This window comes from Nitrospiraceae bacterium, assembly GCA_019637075.1.
Lineage (GTDB): Bacteria > Nitrospirota > Nitrospiria > Nitrospirales > Nitrospiraceae > JAHBWI01.
Map to the genome: position 1 here is coordinate 382,766 of JAHBWI010000001.1, position 19,741 is coordinate 402,506.

Annotated in this window: 21 protein-coding genes and 1 tRNA gene; 9 read left to right on the top strand and 13 right to left on the bottom strand. The window is 59.2% G+C overall.

Annotation, left to right across the window (positions count from 1 at the left end):
• Positions 1 to 219 precede the first annotated feature (219 nt).
• The 10 genes from ftsH to ccsA all read right to left on the bottom strand — a co-directional run bounded on the left by ftsH (position 220) and on the right by ccsA (position 11,366).
• Entirely contained in the window at positions 220 to 2,034 is a 1,815-nt protein-coding gene (ftsH, locus tag KF814_01775; protein ID MBX3234856.1) for an ATP-dependent zinc metalloprotease FtsH, read from the bottom strand.
• Between the two features lie 89 nt (positions 2,035 to 2,123).
• Positions 2,124 to 2,675, bottom strand: coding sequence for a hypoxanthine phosphoribosyltransferase (gene hpt / locus KF814_01780; protein MBX3234857.1), 552 nt, complete (start codon positions 2,673 to 2,675; stop codon positions 2,124 to 2,126).
• Between the two features lie 3 nt (positions 2,676 to 2,678).
• Entirely contained in the window at positions 2,679 to 4,163 is a 1,485-nt protein-coding gene (gene tilS / locus KF814_01785; protein ID MBX3234858.1) for a tRNA lysidine(34) synthetase TilS, read from the bottom strand.
• Positions 4,164 to 4,171: 8 nt separating this feature from the next.
• Complete coding sequence (locus KF814_01790; GenBank protein ID MBX3234859.1) at positions 4,172 to 5,131, bottom strand: bifunctional riboflavin kinase/FAD synthetase; 960 nt, start codon at positions 5,129 to 5,131, stop codon at positions 4,172 to 4,174.
• 8 nt (positions 5,132 to 5,139) lie between these two features.
• Complete coding sequence (hemB, locus tag KF814_01795; protein MBX3234860.1) at positions 5,140 to 6,111, bottom strand: porphobilinogen synthase; 972 nt, start codon at positions 6,109 to 6,111, stop codon at positions 5,140 to 5,142.
• Between the two features lie 6 nt (positions 6,112 to 6,117).
• On the bottom strand, positions 6,118 to 6,510 hold the full coding sequence (locus tag KF814_01800; GenBank protein ID MBX3234861.1) for a CBS domain-containing protein: 393 nt from the start codon (positions 6,508 to 6,510) through the stop codon (positions 6,118 to 6,120).
• 51 nt (positions 6,511 to 6,561) lie between these two features.
• A complete protein-coding gene (gene cobA, locus KF814_01805; protein ID MBX3234862.1) occupies positions 6,562 to 8,127 on the bottom strand; it encodes a uroporphyrinogen-III C-methyltransferase in 1,566 nt (521 codons plus the stop codon).
• 2 nt (positions 8,128 to 8,129) lie between these two features.
• Positions 8,130 to 9,065, bottom strand: a complete 936-nt coding sequence (gene hemC / locus KF814_01810; protein MBX3234863.1) for a hydroxymethylbilane synthase — start codon at positions 9,063 to 9,065, stop codon at positions 8,130 to 8,132.
• Positions 9,066 to 9,151: 86 nt separating this feature from the next.
• Complete coding sequence (gene hemA / locus KF814_01815; protein ID MBX3234864.1) at positions 9,152 to 10,558, bottom strand: glutamyl-tRNA reductase; 1,407 nt, start codon at positions 10,556 to 10,558, stop codon at positions 9,152 to 9,154.
• A gap of 1 nt (position 10,559) precedes the next feature.
• Positions 10,560 to 11,366, bottom strand: coding sequence for a cytochrome c biogenesis protein CcsA (gene ccsA, locus KF814_01820; GenBank protein MBX3234865.1), 807 nt, complete (start codon positions 11,364 to 11,366; stop codon positions 10,560 to 10,562).
• A 63-nt stretch (positions 11,367 to 11,429) separates the two neighbouring features.
• Between ccsA and KF814_01825 the strand changes: the two genes are divergently transcribed.
• On the top strand, positions 11,430 to 12,200 hold the full coding sequence (locus tag KF814_01825) for a hypothetical protein (protein ID MBX3234866.1): 771 nt from the start codon (positions 11,430 to 11,432) through the stop codon (positions 12,198 to 12,200).
• On the opposite strand, the gene KF814_01830 is transcribed toward KF814_01825, so the two are convergent.
• From KF814_01830 to KF814_01840, 3 genes are all read right to left on the bottom strand, one after another.
• On the bottom strand, positions 12,197 to 12,457 hold the full coding sequence (locus KF814_01830; GenBank protein ID MBX3234867.1) for a sulfurtransferase TusA family protein: 261 nt from the start codon (positions 12,455 to 12,457) through the stop codon (positions 12,197 to 12,199). The genes KF814_01825 and KF814_01830 overlap by 4 nt on opposite strands.
• Before the next feature lie 150 nt (positions 12,458 to 12,607).
• Positions 12,608 to 13,378, bottom strand: coding sequence for a hypothetical protein (locus tag KF814_01835; protein ID MBX3234868.1), 771 nt, complete (start codon positions 13,376 to 13,378; stop codon positions 12,608 to 12,610).
• A 249-nt stretch (positions 13,379 to 13,627) separates the two neighbouring features.
• Positions 13,628 to 13,714 (bottom strand) — tRNA-Leu (locus KF814_01840).
• Positions 13,715 to 13,849: 135 nt separating this feature from the next.
• Here KF814_01840 and KF814_01845 point away from each other — a divergent pair.
• From KF814_01845 to rpsB, 8 genes are all read left to right on the top strand, one after another.
• Positions 13,850 to 14,128, top strand: coding sequence for a Fe(2+)-trafficking protein (locus KF814_01845; GenBank protein MBX3234869.1), 279 nt, complete (start codon positions 13,850 to 13,852; stop codon positions 14,126 to 14,128).
• 228 nt (positions 14,129 to 14,356) lie between these two features.
• Complete coding sequence (locus KF814_01850) at positions 14,357 to 14,812, top strand: bifunctional nuclease family protein (GenBank protein ID MBX3234870.1); 456 nt, start codon at positions 14,357 to 14,359, stop codon at positions 14,810 to 14,812.
• A complete protein-coding gene (locus KF814_01855; GenBank protein ID MBX3234871.1) occupies positions 14,812 to 15,303 on the top strand; it encodes a bifunctional nuclease family protein in 492 nt (163 codons plus the stop codon). Before KF814_01850 ends, KF814_01855 begins: the two co-directional genes overlap by 1 nt.
• Before the next feature lie 47 nt (positions 15,304 to 15,350).
• Entirely contained in the window at positions 15,351 to 15,782 is a 432-nt protein-coding gene (gene rplM / locus KF814_01860) for a 50S ribosomal protein L13 (GenBank protein ID MBX3234872.1), read from the top strand.
• A 41-nt stretch (positions 15,783 to 15,823) separates the two neighbouring features.
• Entirely contained in the window at positions 15,824 to 16,216 is a 393-nt protein-coding gene (rpsI, locus tag KF814_01865) for a 30S ribosomal protein S9 (GenBank protein MBX3234873.1), read from the top strand.
• A gap of 123 nt (positions 16,217 to 16,339) precedes the next feature.
• Positions 16,340 to 17,422 carry an N-acetyl-gamma-glutamyl-phosphate reductase gene (gene argC / locus KF814_01870; protein ID MBX3234874.1) on the top strand — a complete coding sequence of 361 codons (1,083 nt, stop codon included), beginning with the start codon at positions 16,340 to 16,342 and terminating at the stop codon, positions 17,420 to 17,422.
• Between the two features lie 58 nt (positions 17,423 to 17,480).
• A complete protein-coding gene (argJ, locus tag KF814_01875; protein ID MBX3234875.1) occupies positions 17,481 to 18,689 on the top strand; it encodes a bifunctional glutamate N-acetyltransferase/amino-acid acetyltransferase ArgJ in 1,209 nt (402 codons plus the stop codon).
• A 229-nt stretch (positions 18,690 to 18,918) separates the two neighbouring features.
• On the top strand, positions 18,919 to 19,689 hold the full coding sequence (gene rpsB, locus KF814_01880; GenBank protein ID MBX3234876.1) for a 30S ribosomal protein S2: 771 nt from the start codon (positions 18,919 to 18,921) through the stop codon (positions 19,687 to 19,689).
• The last annotated feature ends 52 nt before the right edge of the window (positions 19,690 to 19,741 follow it).

Genomic DNA, 19,741 nt, shown 5'->3' on the forward strand with positions numbered 1-19,741 from the left:
GGCAATCTGCGTGATCTATGGGAGGAAATGGCCAACACTCATCCCTTGAGATTGCGGTAGTCGCCCGACGAATGAGAAACCGCGCGGACGGAACGGCGCGTGGTGGAAGATAGACGCTCGAGTGATCGGAGATAGCGGCCCGCACTTCCTCCACGGGCCGACTTCGTATCAAGGCCTGTCCGGAGGGTGTCCGGACAGGCTCTTTTGCTATCAGTGGCGTTAGGCAGGAACGGTCTGGGAGGAGGACCCTTGCAACAGGATCTGATCGATCTCGGGCGCGTCGAGGACTTCCTTCTCCAGCAAGGCCTCCGCCAGCGCCTTGAGGCTTACCATGTTTTCGGTCAGGACGCGCTTGGCCCGCTCGTAATTCTCGGTCACCAGGCGCTTGATCTCATGGTCGATTTCCAACGCGACCTGCTCGCTGAAATCGCGTTTCGTCGCGATCTCTCGGCCCAAGAAGATTTCCTCTTCCTTACGACCGAACGTCAGTGGTCCAAGTTTCTCGCTCATCCCCCATTCACAGACCATTTTCCTGGCCAGGTCGGTTGCCCGCTCAAGGTCGTTCCCCGCCCCGGTCGTCACTCGGTGTAACACCAGCTCTTCCGCCACACGCCCGCCCATAAGGATAGCCAGGTTGTTGTAGAGGAAGTCCTTGGAGTAGTTATGCCGGTCGTCCGTGGGCAACTGCATGGTGACACCCAGTGCCCGGCCTCTGGGAATAATCGTGACCTTGTGGACAGGGTCCGTGCCAGGAAGAAGTTTTGCCATGAGGGCATGACCGGCCTCATGGTAGGCCGTGATGCGCTTTTCCTCGTCGCTCAAGATCATGCTCTTGCGCTCCGCGCCCATCAGGACCTTATCCTTGGCCATTTCGAAGTCGATCAGCTCAACTTCTTTCTTATTCTGCCTGGCTGCCCACAGCGCCGCCTCGTTGACCAGGTTTTCCAAATCAGCCCCTGAGAAGCCAGGGGTTCCCCGGGCAATCTTTTCCAGTTCCACATCCGAAGCCAAGGGTACTTTCTTGGTATGTACCTTGAGAATTTCCGAACGGCCACGCAGGTCCGGTCTGTTCACCACGACCTGGCGGTCAAAACGGCCGGGGCGCAGCAAGGCAGGATCCAACACGTCGGGCCGATTCGTGGCCGCGATCAGAATGACACCTTCGGTCGTATCGAAGCCGTCCATTTCAACGAGCAACTGATTGAGGGTCTGTTCCCGCTCATCGTGACCACCGCCGAGTCCTGCTCCACGCAGGCGACCGACTGCATCGATTTCATCGATGAAAATGATACAGGGCGCGTGCTTCTTGCCCTGCTCGAACAGGTCTCGGACGCGCGAGGCGCCGACACCGACGAACATCTCCACGAAGTCTGACCCGCTGATGCTGAAAAACGGGACACCGGCTTCGCCGGCGATGGCTTTCGCCAAGAGGGTCTTCCCGGTTCCCGGAGGACCGACGATCAAGACGCCCTTCGGAATCCGGCCGCCCAACTTCTGGAACTTCCGCGGATCCTTGAGAAATTCGATGATCTCCAGGACTTCTTCCTTCGCTTCCTCGATGCCGGCGACGTCGGAAAAGGTCACCTTCTTCCGTTCCTCAGTCAGCATACGCGCCCGACTCTTGCCGAACGACAGAGCCTTGTTGCCGCCGATTTGCATCTGGCGCATAAGGAAGAACCACAGGCCTAAGAACAGGATGAACGGCCCCCACGTCACCAGGAAGGTGATATACCAAGGGCTTTCATCCGGCGGCCTTGCCTCGATCTGCACGTCTTTTTCACGAAGAACCTTTACCAGCTCGGGATATTCGGCCGTATAGGTCCGAATCCGGCTTTGATCCTTCAAGATCGCGCTGACGTGGTTGGCCTTGATCGTGACCTTCATCACCTCGCCCTTGTCGAGCTTGGCCATGAAGTCGCTGAATATAACCTCATCCTCTGGCGCGTGCGTCGGAACACTGAACAGATTGAACAAGAGAATCATGAACAGGCCGACGACGACCCAGAACAGCAGATTCTTTACGCGTGAATTCATCCACCTCTCCTTTGGGGATCCCAGGCAGACAGAAGACGATGATAACCTTGCAGAATGTTAACACACGTTTCGTTGGAGTGACAACTTAATCATGCCGACTCCTGCTCGGGTTCCTCCTCTTGATCGAGAGCGGCCAGGTAAGGAAGATTGCGATACTTCTGCTGATAGTCGAGCCCATAGCCAACCACGAACTTGTTGGGAATCTTGAATCCGACGTACTGCAACTCGACGTCGATCGTGCGGCGCTCCGGCTTGCTCAGCAACGTGCACACCTTGATCGAGCGCGGCTTCTTCTTAGCGAGGGTCTTCAAAAGATAATTGACCGTCAATCCGCTATCGACAATATCTTCAACCAGTAATACGTCTTTCCCCGCCACCGGTTCGGTCAAGTCCGACACCAGTTTGACCTTCCCCGAGCTTTTCGACCTGGTGCCGTAGCTGGTGACGACAATGAAGTCCACCCTCAAAGGGATGCGGATTGCACGGGCCAGATCGGCATAGAAAGCATAGGCCCCCTTCAGGACGCCGAGTAACACCAGATCTTTTCCCGCATAATCGGCGGCAATCTGCCTGCCCAACTCCCTGATACGGGTACGCATCTGTTCCTGTGTCACCAGCGGCCGGCCGAAAATGCGATCCATGCTCTAACGGGCTCCTTCCCCTCGAGAATCGATATGAATGGTCATACGGAAAACCTGCTTGCTCTCGGCTCGAGCACGGAACCGTTCGTCCACTCGATAGCCCGCCACCCACACAAGCCCCGCGGCGGAGACGACCAACGGAATGCGCCTTCGCAAAGATCGGCTCAGTTTCGCATCTGTGAAGTAATCTTGCAATTTCTTTCGGCGCCCTTTCATCCCATCGGGACAAAACCAATCGCCAGGCTTCCAGGAACGAATCGAGAGCGGTACGCCGACGAGGTCGCCATCGATGAAGACTTCGTTCGGGGACACACGCTCATGAAGCCCGAACACTTCCTCTGCGGAGACACATGTGATTGAGATCCCTTGACCTGTGTGGGACCATACCCCGCTCCAAGGTAGGGTTTCGATGTTGATCGCCTCCGGATGAACCGATGATCGACTTGACGTTTCGCGCTCCCGTCGACCGAGGAGAATCGACGACATCAGTTCAATTCGGATCATGCGCGGCTCACAGGTGACGCCGAAATTCCTCCACCGCCATCCTGCACCGGACCGTGGGGACCCGGCATAGCCGACGATGGTTTGCACGGCATGGAAGGGGGGCGGCGGCAAGCCTGGAAGGAGTCGCTCGACTGCCATCCTGACCAACCGGCGCTGCAATGCCCGTGATTCTTTCACGAAGACCTGACGATTCAATTCGATGGCATCCGCAGACTCACGCTGCCGAACCGTTTCCCAACGGTCCAGGGTGAGCGCGTGGAGGGCGGCCTCGTCGTCGCGAACTAGATCTGCCTGCCGCGCCAGCCTCCGGACAGCCCCGGGAGCCAATGTATTCAGCACCGGCACGACTTCGCGGCGAACACGGTTGCGGAGATACAGATCCTTCGCGTTGCTGGAGTCGGTCCGAAACGCCTGTCCCCGTTCATCCAGGTAATCGAGAATCTCCCGCCTGGTCAATTGCAACAAGGGACGAACGAAGAACCCGTCTCGCACCGGCGACATCCCGGTCATCCCCCTGAGACCGGAGCCGCGCAGCAACCGAAGCAGGAGGGTCTCGGCCTGGTCGTCGGCCGTGTGGCCCAACGCAACCCGATCAAACTTCAGATCCTGTGCCAGGTCGCAAAACAAGCGATACCTCGCCTCGCGCGCGCGGGCCTGAAGTGAACTGGACATCCCGGGCGCCCGACGCGACTCCATCCGCCGCAGAATGAATGGAAGGGCAAGTCGCTCGCAGAGTTCCCGTACGAAACCGGCATCGCCGTCGGATTCAGCGCCGCGGAGCCCGTAGTCACAATGGATGACAGTCAAGGACAAGCGCCAACGAGAGGAGAGTGCATGGAGAGAGCGCAGCAACGCGACGGAATCGGGGCCGCCGGACACGGCGACCAGGATCTTCTCTCCGCGAGTGATGAGGCGGTGTGCCCGTAGGGCCGACGCTACGCGCCGGTCTAGGAGATGTGACTGAGGCGCGGCAAGAGACGGCATGGTGACCTTCAGGGGTGCGGCGCCAACGACTCCGCCTGCTCCGTGGCATCACGCAGTTGCGTCCGCGCTTCCTCGACGTCACAGGCGATCTGCCGACTGAGTGCATCCGCCGTGAGAAACGTCATGTCGCCGCGGACGCGGCCGATGAGTCGAACGCTCAACAGCTCGCCGTACAATTCCAGTCGCTGATCGAGCAGAGTCACTTCCAACAACCGCTCCCCGGCCCCGAACGTCGGCCTTGTGCCGATATACGAGACGGCATCGAACGACTTGCCGCGCCAGATCACCTGGGCCGAGTACACCCCGTCCGGCGGCGTAACCCGTTCCGCGGGAAGACGAAGATTGGCCGTGGGCCAGCCCAGATCGGTCCCCCGTTTCGCGCCGTGGAGCACAACGCCGTCGATACTGTAGGGGCGCCCCAAAAACCGATGGGCCTTGCGCAGATCGCCTGCCGAAATCGCTTGCCGAATCTTGGTCGAGCTGACGACTTCTTCATCCATGCGCAGCGGAGCGACCGGGTGCACCTCGAACCCGTACCGGCCGCCGAACGCCATGAGGTCGGCAATCCGACCGGCCCGTCCTTTGCCAAAGGCAAAATGTTCGCCGACAAAGAGCTCTTTAGTGTGCAAGGCGTCATGCAACACGCGGCGGGCAAAGTCGTCCGGACTCAAGGACGCGAACTGCGGACTGAATTCTAAGAAGACGACCTCGTCCACGCCCGCGGCCTCGAAACGCTGCAACTTTTCTTCGGGGGTCGTAAGAAACTGGAGATTTACATGGGGAGCCAGAATCTTGACCGGGTGCGGATCGAAGGTCAGCACGACAGCCGTCCCCTCATGCCGCTGCGCAGTATCGACCACCTGTTGGAGCAACGCGCGATGGCCGCGGTGATGGCCGTCGAAATTGCCGATCGTCACCACCGGATAGGGGCGGAGTTGAGAATACGAGGGACCGCGGGAAATCTTCATGGGCATCGTCAGCGCAACAGCTTGGCCGCCTCTTTGGCAAAGTAGGTCAGGATCATGTCCGCACCGGCCCGTTTGATGGCCAGGAGAGATTCCAGCATCGCCCGCTGCTCATCCAGCCACCCGGCTTGGGCCGCGGCCTTGATCATGCTGTATTCTCCACTGACCTGGTAGGCCGCCACCGGCAACTGGGTCCGTTCGCGCGCGGCGCTGATGATGTCGAGGTACGGCAACGCCGGCTTGACCATCACGATGTCCGCCCCCTCTTCCACATCCAAGTCGATCTCCCGCAATGCCTCGCGCTTGTTCGCCGGATCCATCTGGTAAGACTGCCGGTCGCCGAACTGAGGGCTCGAGTTCGCCGCATCGCGGAACGGCGCGTAGAAGCAGGAGGCGAATTTCGCCGAGTAGGCCATGATCGGAAGTTCCGGAAATCCGGCCCGGTCCAATTCACCACGAATGGCTCCCACGCGGCCATCCATCATATCCGACGGCGCGACCATATCGGCGCCCGCCTGAGCATGCGTTCTTGCCATGGCCCGCAGGCAGTCCAGCGTCTCGTCGTTCAGAATCTTCCCATCCTTGACGATCCCGCAGTGGCCATGGCTCGTGTATTCGTCGACGCAGACGTCTGTGATCAGCATCAGACCCGGCACTTGCTGCTTGACGGCTCGGAGCGCCCGCTGCACGATCCCGTTCGGGTCGAATCCCGAACTGCCCCGCTCATCCTTTCGATCCGGAATTCCGAACAGGATGATTGCGGGAATCCCCAGAGCCTTGACCTCCAGGGCCTCCTTCACCAACAGGTCGATCGAGAGTCTCGACTGCCCAGGCATCGACTCGATGGGCTCACGCCGCCCCTGCCCCTCCGTCACAAACAACGGATAGATGAAATCGGCAGGAGTCAGCGTCGTTTCACGCACCATGCGGCGAAACGGTTCTTGTTCACGGAGACGACGCAGCCGCTGTATCGGAAATGCCATGCGCGCTCACTTCCTCGGCAAGTTGGTCAAGAAGACGACCAGGTCTCGTACCGAGATCATGCCGACGAGCTGGCCGTCGCGCGTCACCCCGAGATGCCGCAGGTGGGTCTGAGCCATCAGATCGTTCGCATCCAAAAGCGTCTTGTTCTCCTCGATCGTCACCAACGGAGCGGACATGATCTGTTCGACCGTCGTCTTCGTCATGTCGGCACCCGTCGCCACAACGCGCCGCACCATGTCCGTGTCCGTGATGATGCCGATCACGTCCTTCCCGTTCGTCACGAAGAGGCTGCCGATATTGCGATCACGCATGATGCGCCCCGCCGTGCGGACGTCCATGTCGCGCTCCACGGTGATGAACTTGTCTTTCGGAACCATGAATGATTTCACTGGAACCATCGAATGACCTCCCTCTTGGTATGAGACAACACTATGAACGATGCGTCTTGCTCAGTGAGCCGCTGCGGACGCCGGTTGGCATTCGCTCGGTTGAGCATAATGGCGGACCAAGGCCTCCACCAATGCCGGAACAGTATTCTGCGTCGCCGTCACATGCACGGCCAAACCCGCGTCCCGCGCGGTTGCAGCGGTAATCGGGCCGATGCAGGCGACCACCACATCTCCCAGGGCACGACGCGCGTCACTCGGCGAAGCAAAGAGCGCCACAAAGTTCTGGACCGTCGACGAACTGGTGAACGTGACGGCGTCGAGACTTCGCTGCTGTAATCGTTCCATCAGCTGCTCGGTCGCAACCGCCGGTTGGATCGTCCGGTACACCGGCACGACATCGACCTCCGCTCCCTGCTTGCGCAACTGTTCCGGCAACAATTCGCGCGCGATCAGCGCCCGCGGAATCAAAACGCGCGTCCCGCGAAGATTCCTTCCGGCCAGAACTTCAATCAGCCCCTCCGCCTGAAACTGCTCGGGAACGACGTCCGCCCGTAAACCATACGCGCCCAATTCCTGGGCTGTTCTGGGACCGATGCAACAGATCGTCAGTTGCGCCAGCGCGCGAACGTCCAAACCTCGAGCCCGCAAAGCGCTCATGAACGGCGCAATGCCATTCACGCTCGTAAAAATCAGCCAGCGATAGGTGGACAGGCGATCAAGCGCCCCCTCGAGCGGGGCCGTTTCCTCGGGAGCCCCAATCTCGATGGTCGGGCATTCCACCGCTTCGCCCCCATACGCAGCAATCAACTCCGTCAACTCCGACGCCTGTGCCTTGGGACGCGTCACCAAAATACGACGGCCGAAGAGGGGACGCCGCTCGAACCAATTCAACTGTTCTCGCAGCCTTACCACTTCCCCGACCACAATCACGGTCGGCGGTTCCATTCGCGCAACCTGCGCTTTCGAGACCACGTCGTCCAGCGTCGCCACGACCGTGCGTTGCGTGGTTCTGGTCCCCCATCGGATGACAGCCACAGGAGTCGATCCTGATTTCCCTTCAGCCTTCAACCGCTCGACGATCTGGGGCAGGTTTGTCATCCCCATGAGGAACACCAACGTGCCATGAGCCGTGGCAAGCCTTGGCCATTCGATGCCGCTTTGTCCCTTGCTGGGATCTTCATGACCCGTGACAAAGGTCACGGTCGAAGCCAAAGTCCGATGTGTAACCGGGATGCCCGCATAGGCCGGCACCGCGACCGCCGCAGTCACGCCGGGCACGATCTCGAACGGAAGACCGGCAGCTGCAACCGCTTCCGCCTCCTCGCCGCCTCGCCCGAACACGAAGGGATCGCCCCCCTTAAGCCGCACCACGATTTTTCCACCGCGCGCACGTTCGACCAACAGGCGATTGATGTCCGCTTGGTCCCGATACTGCCCACGCCCCCGTCGGCCCACATAGATTCGTTCCGCAGACGCCGGCGCGTGGTCCAACAGCGCGGGGTTGGCCAAGTAGTCGTAGAGCACGACATCAGCGCGCTCCAGACACTCCTTGCCACGCAAAGTCAGCAGCTTCGGATCCCCTGGCCCCGCGCCGACCAAATACACCGTGCCTGATTGCCCTGCCATAGTTATGGTGCCTGTCCGTAAATATCCTTGAGAATGACATCGCCGCCGTCGGCCAGCAATTGTTCCGCCAGCGTGGTTCCTAACCATCGAGCCTCGGCCGCCGCGCCTCGGGTACGATGCCGAACCACCCGGGTTCCATCCACACTTGCGACCAGCCCCTCGAGCGTGAGTGCGTCGCCGTGCAGCGTAGCATGGGCCGCAATCGGAACTTGGCAGCCGCCCTGCAACCGATGGAGCAATGCCCGCTCCGCGATCACAGCCGTTTGAGTAGGCTCATGATTGAACCGTTTCAAGATGTCGCCTACGAACGCGTCGTCGCTGCGAGCTTCAATTCCCAGCGCCCCCTGGCCGATGGCCGGAAGACTCACCTCGACGGGCAACAGTTGCGTAATCTCTTTCGACCACTCGAGACGATTCAGCCCGGCGGCGGCGAGCACGATCGCATCGAAAACCCCGTCGCGCAATTTCCGCAACCTGGTGTCCAGATTTCCCCGCAGCATCTCGATCTTGAAATCCGGGCGATGGTGCAGCAGTTGCGCCTGACGGCGAAGACTGCTGGTTCCGATCACAGCCCCCGGGCGTAGCGCGTCGAGTGCGCAACCGTCACGGGTGATCAAGGCGTCGCGCGCGTCTTCCCGTGGCGGTACGCAGAGAATCTCGAGCCCTTCGGGCAACGCGGTCGGCACATCTTTCATACTGTGCACGGCCAAGTCGATTTCTTTCCGCAGCAGAGCCTCTTCGATTTCCTTCGTGAACAGGCCCTTGCCGCCGATTTTGGCAAGCGGGACGTCCAGGATGCGGTCCCCGGATGTTTGGATGCGTTGCAGCGTGATCGTGATGCCGGGAGCCAATTCTTGAAGACGCGCCTGGACCCACTGGCTCTGCTGCAGCGCAAGCTTGCTGCCACGCGTACCGAGAACGAGCGTCGTGCGGCTCATTGGCGGCACCAGCGGATCACCGAAGTGGGAGAATCTATAGAAGTCTGGCGAACGAACATAGCTATGCGACGAGCGAATAAGTGAGGTCAGCCCACCTTCCGCCCTTGCTCCTTTGACGGTGGTGGTAAGAGGACCGGATCGGCAATGGCGCGCGTCCCGCGTGGGACATCAGCTCCTTCCAGATCCTCACCGGACGGACTATGCCCGGCTCCGGGTCCCGGGCCGACGTCCTCGAGATTGAAAAACCTTCGCGCGGCCTCCACGAACGCGGCGCCGCCCGACGAGTTCGCCTCGGATTTCAGGGTGACCATCGTGCCGTGAACGATTTTGTTGACGATGGCAGAGGCCATCCCCTCGATCGTCGCGCGATCCTCAGCCGACAAATGCTGCAGCCGGCTCAGGGTTTTCTCCATTTCTCGGCGCTTGATGTCTTCGGTACGGCTTCGGAGTGCCACGATGGTCGGCGTGACCTCCAGCGACTTGAGCCACTGGCGCAAGACCGCGACCTCATCCAGAACCATGTGCTCCGCTTTTTCCGCTTCCTTCAAGCGCTCTTCGCGGTTTTGATCCACCCGCATCTGAAGGTCGTCGATGTCGAAGAGGAACGCGTTGTCGATGGGGCGCACGGCAGGATCGATGTTGCGTGGCACCGAAATGTCGATCAGGAAGATGGGACGATTCATGCGCTGACGCACGGCACGCTGCACGTCATCGGCGGTGACGAGGTAATGGGCGGCTCCGGTGGAGACCAGCACGATGTCGGCCGCGGCCAACTCCGTTTTGTAATCCTCAAAGGGAACCGCAGTTCCATTGAAGAGGTTGGCCAATTCCAAGCCATGCTGGAAATTCCTGGTCGTGATCCGGACTTGGCGCACTCCGCTGGCGATCAAGTGTCGTGCGGCCAACTTCGCCATTTCGCCCGCGCCAATAAGCAACACGGTCTTTTCGCTGAGATTCGAGAAAATTTTCTTCGCCAGTTCGACGGCTGCATAACTCACAGACACGGCGGTCTCGGCAATCTTCGTTTCCGTGCGAACACGCTTGGCAACGGAGATGGATTTCTTGATGATCTTGTTCAGCAGGAGGCCCGAGGTCTTGTGTGTAAGCGCCACCTCGAAGGCATCTTTGATCTGCCCGAGAATCTGAGACTCGCCGACGATCATCGAGTCCAGGCTCGCGGCGACGCGGAACAGATGCGAGATTGCGCGATCACCTGCATGCCAGTAGAGATGTGGGGTCAGTTGCTCGGAGGACAAGGAGAGATGGGCGTCGGCGAGAAAATCCTGTACCTTCCCATAGCCGGCCTCCAGATCTTCGACCACGGCGTAGACTTCCACTCGGTTGCAGGTCGAGAGCACCAGCCCCTCACGGACGCCCGGATACGAACACAATCGGCTCACCGCCTCCCCAAGGCGACTGGCCGGCACGGCGAGTTTCTCGCGAATCTCGACCGGGGCGGTCTTGTGGCTCAATCCGACGACGATCACATGCATATCAAGACACCGGCCCGTGGCTCTTCAACAAAACGCCGATCAGCGTGAGAATAACGCCCGCAAACCCAATGATGGTCAGATAGGCGGCCCGTTTGGCTCGCCATCCGACCGTCAGGCGCCCCACGAGGACAACGAAATAGAATACCCAAGTGACGACGGCCCAGGTCTGCTCCGGATTCCAATTCACATAGGTACCCCGGACAATCTCCGCCGAAAACGCGCCGCTGATGATACCGAGCGTCAGCAAGGGAAATCCCATGACGATGGATTGCTGGTTCAGATGGTCCAGGTAGTCGAGAGCCGGCAACTTGGCGTAGAGCACATTGAAACGCTTGGACTTGAGCAGGCCGTCTTGAATCAGGTACATCACGCCGGCAACGAACGCGACGGCAAACCCGACGGTTCCGAGCATGCTCAGCGTCACATGCACCCAAAGCGTCTTAAAGACGGGCTTCAGGCTGGAGACTTCATCCGCGGGAAACGCGGCAGCGGTTACCAGGGAAACCAGTGCCAGCGGTACCATGAAAGAACCCAAGACGTGGATTTGCCGACGAAACTCGACGGCAAGAAACACCAGGATGAGCATCCAGGAGAAGAACGACAAGGCCTCATGGAATGTCGGCAGCTGGGTCTGCCCCCCAGTGGACATCCGCGCCACCAGCGCGACCGTATGGGTCGCAAATCCGATGGCGGTCATCCCCAAGGAAACTTTTGACAGTGACTCAGCCCGCCGGAGAAGATAGGCGAGGTAGCACACGGTGCTCGCGAAGTACAACGCCATCGTGAGCATGAAAAACAGAGAAGACATCTCCGGCTATCCTCGCAACAATTCAGAAAAAATGCCAGTTTTTTAGAATTGGAAATTATAAAGATGCGGCGAGAACAGAGTCAAGGAAACGAGGCGCCCTCTCCACGTCATTGCGGCATTTTATACCTGATCGGAGTGCCGATCGGGCATCCCGACGACCTGACGATTCGTGCATTGCGGGTTCTCCGCAACGTCGATGTCATCGCCGCGAAGCGACCACGAGCGACCGAGGCGCTCCTTTCGCATCACGGTATGACCTCGAGGCTGACCAGCTACGATCGCGAAACCGCCGATGAGAAAGTTCCCGTGCTCCTCGATTATCTCGAGCGCGGTCGATCCATCGCGCTAGTGTCAGACTGCGGGATGCCTGGAATCTACGACGTCGGGGAATTGCTCGTGTGCGCCGCGGCATCACGAGGAATTGCAATCGAAACCATTCCCGGCCCGTCCGCCTGTACGGCAGGATTGGCCCTGTCCGGGCTCAGCGGTAACAGCTTTATGTTTGAGGGAGCAGTTCCAACCGGATGCATCGCACTGCAACGATTTGTCGCCGGGGTGATTGCGGGGAAAAGAACGACCGTCGTCTACCCTAGACCTCGGCAGGTCAAACCGATCCTCAAACTCCTCGCCGGTGCAAGCCTAAAGAAAAAGGTCATCCTGTTGAAGGACCTGACACTACCAGGGGAAGAGGTTCTCAGGGGAACCGCACTGGCACTACTCGCAGAATGGCGGCCGGTTAAGGATACGAGTCAGATCGTACTTGTGATCGAGGGTCGAGGCAATAAAGATTCAACGCAATCTTGCAAGGATCACCCATGCCGCCCCTCCCGCTAGTCGTCTTCGCGCTTCTTGATCATGACGCGAAACGATTGATCCACTCGCACCTGAGACAGAATGTCGTGGCCATCGTCGCTCACGCTCCGCGGAACGTTGCGAATAGGATCGCCGTCGTCGAGATGGACCAGAAGCACCTGCCCTGCCTCCATCGTTTCTAACTTCAGCTTGGTTTTGACAAAATTGTAAGGGCAAATGACGCCCCGCAGATCGAGCTCTGCGTCGGGTAAAAGCGTGTGTTGTGAAGCATCCACCATTAGTCTCCATCTCCAAACGAATGGATCCCTCGCATGCTAACAACCACATTTCATCCTTGCAAGGGAATGTCCAAAGCAAAAAAAACGGGGTGCTTCCCGTGAAGCACCCCGCCCTATCCTTCTCACGCCGCGAGCGGCGGAAGAATCAGCTTACTGCAAGCCCTTCAACAGGTTCGGCTTGGCAGCATCAGCTCCGTAATCAGACTTGTTCTGAACCTTGGTCTCCGGAGTGACGGTCTGATATCCCCATCCTGGCTGCGGTTCGCAATTCCAGCAAGGAGCCGCACCGGTGAACTCGCCGACCGTCGTGGTCACGACGCCGGAGTTGATCGTGCCGGGCAACACACCACCCGGGATACCGCCGGTGATCGCGCCGCTGTTCGTCTCAATACCGCGCTCGGTCGCCGGGTTCGGTCTCTGACCGAGACCACCGAAACCCGCGAGCTTCTCGTTGCCGCGAATCAGGTACACTTCGCGGACGAGTTTGCGGCCCGTGCCGTACTGCTGGTGACTGGTGGTCGCTTCCAAGACCTGGAGCGAAATGTCATCACCCGCATTCAAGGTCCGGATCTGATCCATGTTGGTCTTGTCGTCGAAGTAGACGGTCAGGGAACTCATGGCCCCAGTTCCGGCTCGTCCTTCGTCATGCGAGCTGCCACCCGTTTCCAGATGCATCTTGTTCGCCGGCAAATCGATCGCCAACACCCGGCCATAGACGGTTTCCGGGAGCGAGAGACGCTCCAGGAATGCATTCCGATCAAAAGTCTGGGTGCGGCCTGAGCTGCCGGACACGTCGCCGACTCCCGTACCGACGCCCATGGCGGACCCGGCGGCCGACTGCTGCAGACGCTCTTGAGCTGCTGCCACACTCACAGAGCCAACGAGAATCGCCGCGGCTCCTAGTGCCAACACCTTACGCATGTGCTGCCTCCTTAGTGAGTTGTAAATTGATGAGGATTGATGATGAACGATGAACCGAAATAGTCATGATAATCCTGGTCAAAGACGGCGGAACTATAGGCTATTAACCACATCATGTCAAGAGGTATTCCATCGATTTATCCACTATGTTGGGTCCTGCTGTAAAAAACTGCCGATGGGTGCGATAGGAACGCGAGATTGCCAGAGCGCCGAGCGTGCAATTTCAAGACAAGGGGCCTGTTACGCGTATGGTGCCCGGAGGGAGGGTCGAACTCCCACTCTCTTGCGAGAACCGGATTTTGAGTCCGGCGCGTCTGCCAGTTCCGCCATCCGGGCATCGGGGTGATCGGCGAGAAGGGGGACACTTCTAACACGAAGCTGCTGGAGATTCAACGGGTCGTGCACTCTTTGTTTCTCGACCCAGCCGGTGTTAGAATGCCTCGACAGTCGATCAGAACTACGGAGGCGAGTATGGCAGAGGTGCAGTGTGTGACGTGCGGGCAAACGGGCGAAGCCATTACCGATATGTTGTTTTTGGGCAAACTGGAAGCCGAGATCAAAGCGAAGGTTTGCAAACCCTGCTGGAAGAAGTGGGAAGGCATGCGCGTGATGGTCATCAACGAGTATCAGGTAAACCTCGGGGATGAGAGCGGCCGGGAATTGGTGAAAAAGCAGATGAAAGCCTTCCTCAAATTGGGAGAACAGACAGACACCTCCAAACTGGACCAAAATTTTCGCCCCACCAGCTAGTACAGAGAAACGATCCGTAACCCCGACCTCCCCTCGCCTTGCAACCGTGACTCCATTCGGGATGGGGATGGCGAGCAGGAGGAAAAGGGGGCAACAGCATCACCCGCTGGAATTCCCCCGCAAATTCGCGACTGTCCCGTCTCGTTTCATTGACACTCTGATTTCAGAAGTGCTAGATTACCCTATTCTTGAGTCTTCAGGCTCGGATACGCAAAGGACACTGACGCCGTGATTACGCAGATGCGGGTCAAGGGACTGATTTTCGACCCGTACAACAATGCCTATATAGTGGTGTTGCGAGACGAAGACAATTCCGACATGTTGCCGATTTGGGTAGGGAAATCCGAAGCGAGTGCCATCGGGTTGGCCATGGAAAATGTGACGGCCCCCCGTCCGATGACCCACGACCTGATGAAGTCCTTCCTCGAAACCTTCGACGCAAAGGTCATCAGCGTGGTCATCACCGACCTGAGCGACAACACCTACTTCGCGAAAATCCATTTGATGTACGAGGATTCGGAATATACGGTGGATTCCCGCCCGAGCGATGCGATCGCGCTTGCGCTGCGAACCAACGCCCCGATCTTCGCCAACGAGAACGTCATCAAGAAGCAATCGTCTGAAGAACTCGAGCAGTGGCTTGAAAACCTCAAGCCGGAAGATTTCGGAAAACTGGATACCTAATGTCAGCGGAAGCCTCCAACCAGCCGTCCGCGACCGAGCTCGTCCCCCTCACGGTCAAGCAGGTCGTCGAAGACAGCAACACGGACACCCGGATCGTCGTCCTCAAGAGCGAGGATGCGACTGAGACGCTCCCCATCTGGGTGGGATCGGCGGAAGGAAACGCTATTCGCCTGGCGATGGAGCGGGTGGTAACACCCCGCCCCATGAGCCACGATTTGATTCGCAGCTTTGCCAATCACCTTGGCGTGCAAATCGAACGTGTGGTGATCACGGACGTAAAGGGCAGCACCTATTACGCCACCGTGGCCTTTTCCTCGAAGGGCGTGCAGCGCACGCTCGACGCGAGACCGAGCGATGCTATCGCCTTGGCCATTCGCGCAAATTGCCCCATCTTTGCAACCCGGGACGTCCTGAATCGCCGCACGGCGGTCCATCTGGACGCCTGGATCTCAAAGTTGGATCAGAAGAACAGCGAACCTCAACAAGCCTGAGGCCCAGCCTCGGCGATGCATTGTCCCTTGCAGGAGTGATGGAGACCATGACTAAGACGTATCTCGAAAAGCCGGCAGATGTTCAGCGGAAGTGGTTCCTGGTGGATGCCGAAGGCAAGACCCTCGGACGGTTGGCGGCCAAAGTGGCCAGCCTGCTCCGCGGCAAACACAAGCCTACCTTCACCCCCCACGTCGATACCGGCGATCATGTGGTGATCGTCAACGCGGAGAAAATCGTGTTGACCGGCGACAAAATGGAAACCAAGACCTACGCCTACCACACCGGGTATCCGGGCGGATTGAAGACCATGACCGCCGAACATCTCTTCCGTCGGCATCCGACCGAGCTGCTGACCCGCGCGATCGAGGGTATGTTGCCCAAGACGCCGCTCGGAAAGCATATGGCCAAGAAACTGCGCGTCTATGCGGGACCTACGCATCCGCATCAAGCCCAGCAACTGGAATCGCTCTCACTTTGATATTCACGCATCGATTCGCTTTGTGAAGGAGGCCGCCTGATATGGCAGCAATGACGCAGTACGCAACTGGGAAACGGAAGAGCGCAATCGCCCGGGCATGGGTGACCGCCTCGGCCGGAGACATTGTCGTCAACGAAAAGCCGCTTGAGAAAGCGTTCCCGCGGACGACCCTCCGGAATGTGATTCAATTTCCGCTCGAACTGGCCGGCGTGAACGGCAAGTATTCCGTGCGCGCCACCGTGCACGGTGGCGGCCCGGCGGGACAAGCCGGGGCGCTTCGGCATGCGATTTCCAAGGCGCTCGTGATCATGAGCGCGGCATTCCGCAGCCCGCTGAAGAAGGAAGGCCTCCTCACCCGCGACTCGCGCGTGAAGGAACGGAAAAAATACGGTCAGAAAGGGGCCAGAAAGCGCTTCCAGTACTCGAAGCGGTAACGAAGGCCTGGAGCCTGAACATACCAAAAAGGGAAGGCTCCTCTGGGCCTTCCCTTTTTTATTGCCGCCGGCCCTGGAGCAAAGGCTGCCCATGGGTTGTGCGTAGGGATCGGGAGGCGTGCGATGACATCGGTACGGGTAGCGGTTGCTGGTGCGAGCGGATACACAGGGGCAGAGCTGGTGCGGTTGTTGGCCCAGCACCCCAAAGTCACATTGGCGGCGGTCACCTCGGAAAAATCCGCGGGAAGCCCCGTCTTCTCGGTTTATCCTCATCTACAGGGCATCGTGTCCCTGTCCTTTGAAGCCCTGGCTCCTGAAGCCTTGGCCGAAAGAGCCGATTTGCTCTTCCTTGCCCTCCCCCACACGAAATCGATGGAGCCGGTCGCGAGTTGTTTGAAAGCCGGCAAACGCGTGGTCGACCTCAGTGCCGACTATCGGTTACGGGACCTGCGCACATTCGAGACCTGGTATCAAACGGCGCACCTCCATCCTGAATTGCTTCGATCCTCGGTCTACGGTTTGCCGGAATTGCACCGAACTGCGATCGCACAGGCCAACCTGGTCGCCTCTCCTGGCTGCTACCCCACCGCAGCGATCCTTCAGCTGGCACCGCTGGTGGCGCATGGGTTCATCGATACGAACTCCATTGTGATCGATGCCAAGTCCGGCGTGTCCGGTGCCGGGAGAAGCCCCGCACTCGCCTACCACTTCCCTGAGGCCCATGAATCGTTGGAACCTTACAAGATCGGACAACACCGGCACATTCCGGAGATCGAGCAGGAGTTGACCGGCCTCGCGGTCAAACATGCGCGGGCAGCCGGCACCCAGGCCAGCGATCCTCCAGGCGCAACCATCACTTTCACACCGCATCTCGTCCCGATGAATCGAGGCATTCTGAGCACAGCGTACGCGCGCGTGAAGGGCCGACTGAACGCAAACGACCTTCGGGCGAAATACCGTGACTTCTATAAGGGCGAACGCTTCGTCCGCATCCTCGAAGGCGCGATGCCCAATCCGCGGCACGTCCGCGGCGCTAACTACTGCGACCTCGCCGTCCATGTGGATTCGCGCACGGGACAGGTGATCACGGTGGCGGCGATCGACAACCTGATCAAGGGAGCAGCCGGTCAGGCCATCCAGGCTATGAACCTGATGCTGGGCTTTCCCGAGGAGATGGGCTTGACTGCGCCTGGCATCTATCCGTAACCGGCGCGTCGACCTTGCCCCAGGGACACGGTTTCCTCCTCATCCCAACAAAGGACGAATGATGAAGGACATTTCGGGCGGTGTGACCGCCCCTAGAGGGTTTTTAGCCGCAGGTATGTATTGCGGCATCAAGAAGAAAGTCTTGCCGGATCTGGCCTTGATCGTGTCTGAGGAAACGGGCCCCATTGCCGGCGTCTTTACCCTGAACCGGGTGGCCGCGGCGCCGGTACTGCTTGATCGTCAGCACCTCCGCAAAGGACAGGGCCGCGCGATCCTCGTGAACAGCGGCAATGCCAACGCATGCACAGGCGCAAAGGGCATGAAGGTCGCCGAGATCATGGCACGAATCATCGCCGATCCTCTGCGAACACCCGCGCATACGGTGTTTGTCGGATCGACCGGTGTGATTGGGCAACCCCTCCCAGTCGAAAAGATCGAAGCGGCTGTACCGGCGCTGCTGGAACGACTGAGTCGCCGTGGCGGCGTGGATGCCGCCAAAGCGATTATGACTACCGACCTCAAGCCCAAGCAGGCGGCAATGCAGGCTCGTCTCGGCGGCACCCTTGTGACGGTCGGAGGGATGGCGAAAGGCTCCGGCATGATCCACCCCAACATGGCCACGATGCTCGGGTACCTCACGACCGACGCGGTCATCGGGCGGCAAGCGCTGCAGCGTGCGTTGCGTCAGGCAGTCGACCGGTCGTTCAACTGTATCAGCGTCGACGGGGACACGAGCACGAACGACACCGTACTGTGTCTCGCCAACGGCAAGGCCGGCAACCTGACCCTAAAGCCCGGCACGCCGGATTTCGCGCGATTCTGCGAGATGGTGGAGACCGTTTGCCGGACGCTGGCTCTCAAAATTTGTTGGGACGGCGAAGGGGTCACAAAGGTCGTTCGTATCGAGGTCGTGAAGGCCAAGAGCGTCGAAGCGGCGCGCCAGGTGGCGCAGACCATTGCAACCTCAAACCTGGTCAAGACTGCGCTGTTCGGAGGTGACGCCAACTGGGGCCGTGTGATGGCAGCCCTGGGTCGTTCTGGCGTGGCCATCGATCAAAACCTAGTCAGCCTGAAATTCGGCAATGTGCCGATGGTGCGGAACGGACAGGGTCTCGGCGCTGAGGCCGAAAAGGGTCTGACGAAGGTGTTCCAACAGCGGGAATTCACGATCCTGGTGGATTTGGGCCAGGGCAAGGCATCGTCGCACATGTGGACGACTGATCTGTCCTACGAATACGTGCGAATCAATGCCAGTTACCGGTCGTAAAGCCATTCGCAAGCTTGCAATGTGCCAGGGATTGTGCTAGCGTTCGTTCGTTTTGGCGCAAGGAGATACTCTCCTGCGAGATCGTTCGTAAGCCCCTGACAACAGGGACTTTTTATTCAAATCCACACCAGCGTGATGCGCACGCTGCGCAGCCTGAGAACAAGGGGGACATCCCCCTCGCCTACGGCTTTTGCCGAGCGCTCTGCAGGCTTCGGAGGGAGGTGAAGGTATGGGAGTAGTTGCAATCAAGGAATTATTGGAAGCGGGCGTCCATTTCGGACACCAAACCAACCGTTGGAACCCGAAGATGAAGAGGTTCCTCTTCGGCGAGCGAAACGGCGTCTACATCATCGACCTTCAACAGACGGTCGATCGGATGGAACAGGCCTATACCTTCGCCCGTGATACGGTGGCGGCCGGCGAGTCGGTCCTGTTCGTCGGGACCAAGCGTCAGGCGGCCGACATCCTGGAAGAAGAATCTAAACGTGCCAACATGTTCTTTGTGAACCAGCGGTGGCTGGGCGGCATGTTGACCAACTTCCAGACCATCCGGCGCAGCATCGACAAGATGAAGAAGATGGAAGCCACGATCGCGGACCCGTCGCATCAGGGGCATACGAAAAAAGAACTCGGCCAGATGCAGAAGGAAGTCGTCAAGCTGCAGAAGAACCTGTCCGGCATCCGCAATATGCGCGGCCTCCCCGGCGCGGTCTTCGTCCTCGACACGCGCATCGAACACATCGCGGTGCTCGAAGCCAACCGGCTGGAGATCCCAGTCATCGCCATCGTCGACAGCAACTGCGACCCGGATCACATTCAGTATCCGATCCCGGGCAACGACGATGCGATCCGTTCGATCAAGCTGATCATTTCCCGTATCGCCGATGCCTGTATCGAAGGCGCGCACTTGCGGGCGCAGCAGGAAGAAACCGACTTTGCCGCGGCCCCGGCCGGTGACAAGCAAGCGGTCAACCTGGAGAGCGTCCCTGCAGCGTCCTAATGCGCCTGACGCAACAACCGGTATCGCGCATAACATCATCAGTGGGAGAGAA

Excerpts from the sequence above, each read along its gene's own strand:
- KF814_01790 (MBX3234859.1), bottom strand. The coding sequence starts at position 5,131 with ATGAAGATTTCCCGCGGTCCCTCGTATTCTCAACTCCGCCCCTATCCG.
- KF814_01835 (MBX3234868.1), bottom strand. The coding sequence starts at position 13,378 with ATGCGTAAGGTGTTGGCACTAGGAGCCGCGGCGATTCTCGTTGGCTCT.
- ccsA (MBX3234865.1), bottom strand. The coding sequence starts at position 11,366 with ATGTCTTCTCTGTTTTTCATGCTCACGATGGCGTTGTACTTCGCGAGC.
- ftsH (MBX3234856.1), bottom strand. The coding sequence starts at position 2,034 with ATGAATTCACGCGTAAAGAATCTGCTGTTCTGGGTCGTCGTCGGCCTG.
- cobA (MBX3234862.1), bottom strand. The coding sequence starts at position 8,127 with ATGGCAGGGCAATCAGGCACGGTGTATTTGGTCGGCGCGGGGCCAGGG.
- KF814_01855 (MBX3234871.1), top strand. The coding sequence starts at position 14,812 with ATGTCAGCGGAAGCCTCCAACCAGCCGTCCGCGACCGAGCTCGTCCCC.
- KF814_01845 (MBX3234869.1), top strand. The coding sequence starts at position 13,850 with ATGGCAGAGGTGCAGTGTGTGACGTGCGGGCAAACGGGCGAAGCCATT.
- KF814_01800 (MBX3234861.1), bottom strand. The coding sequence starts at position 6,510 with ATGGTTCCAGTGAAATCATTCATGGTTCCGAAAGACAAGTTCATCACC.
- KF814_01825 (MBX3234866.1), top strand. The coding sequence starts at position 11,430 with ATGCGGCGAGAACAGAGTCAAGGAAACGAGGCGCCCTCTCCACGTCAT.
- argC (MBX3234874.1), top strand. The coding sequence starts at position 16,340 with ATGACATCGGTACGGGTAGCGGTTGCTGGTGCGAGCGGATACACAGGG.
- hpt (MBX3234857.1), bottom strand. The coding sequence starts at position 2,675 with ATGGATCGCATTTTCGGCCGGCCGCTGGTGACACAGGAACAGATGCGT.
- hemA (MBX3234864.1), bottom strand. The coding sequence starts at position 10,558 with ATGCATGTGATCGTCGTCGGATTGAGCCACAAGACCGCCCCGGTCGAG.
- tilS (MBX3234858.1), bottom strand. The coding sequence starts at position 4,163 with ATGCCGTCTCTTGCCGCGCCTCAGTCACATCTCCTAGACCGGCGCGTA.
- rpsI (MBX3234873.1), top strand. The coding sequence starts at position 15,824 with ATGGCAGCAATGACGCAGTACGCAACTGGGAAACGGAAGAGCGCAATC.
- argJ (MBX3234875.1), top strand. The coding sequence starts at position 17,481 with ATGATGAAGGACATTTCGGGCGGTGTGACCGCCCCTAGAGGGTTTTTA.
- KF814_01830 (MBX3234867.1), bottom strand. The coding sequence starts at position 12,457 with ATGGTGGATGCTTCACAACACACGCTTTTACCCGACGCAGAGCTCGAT.
- rplM (MBX3234872.1), top strand. The coding sequence starts at position 15,351 with ATGACTAAGACGTATCTCGAAAAGCCGGCAGATGTTCAGCGGAAGTGG.
- hemC (MBX3234863.1), bottom strand. The coding sequence starts at position 9,065 with ATGAGCCGCACGACGCTCGTTCTCGGTACGCGTGGCAGCAAGCTTGCG.
- hemB (MBX3234860.1), bottom strand. The coding sequence starts at position 6,111 with ATGGCATTTCCGATACAGCGGCTGCGTCGTCTCCGTGAACAAGAACCG.
- rpsB (MBX3234876.1), top strand. The coding sequence starts at position 18,919 with ATGGGAGTAGTTGCAATCAAGGAATTATTGGAAGCGGGCGTCCATTTC.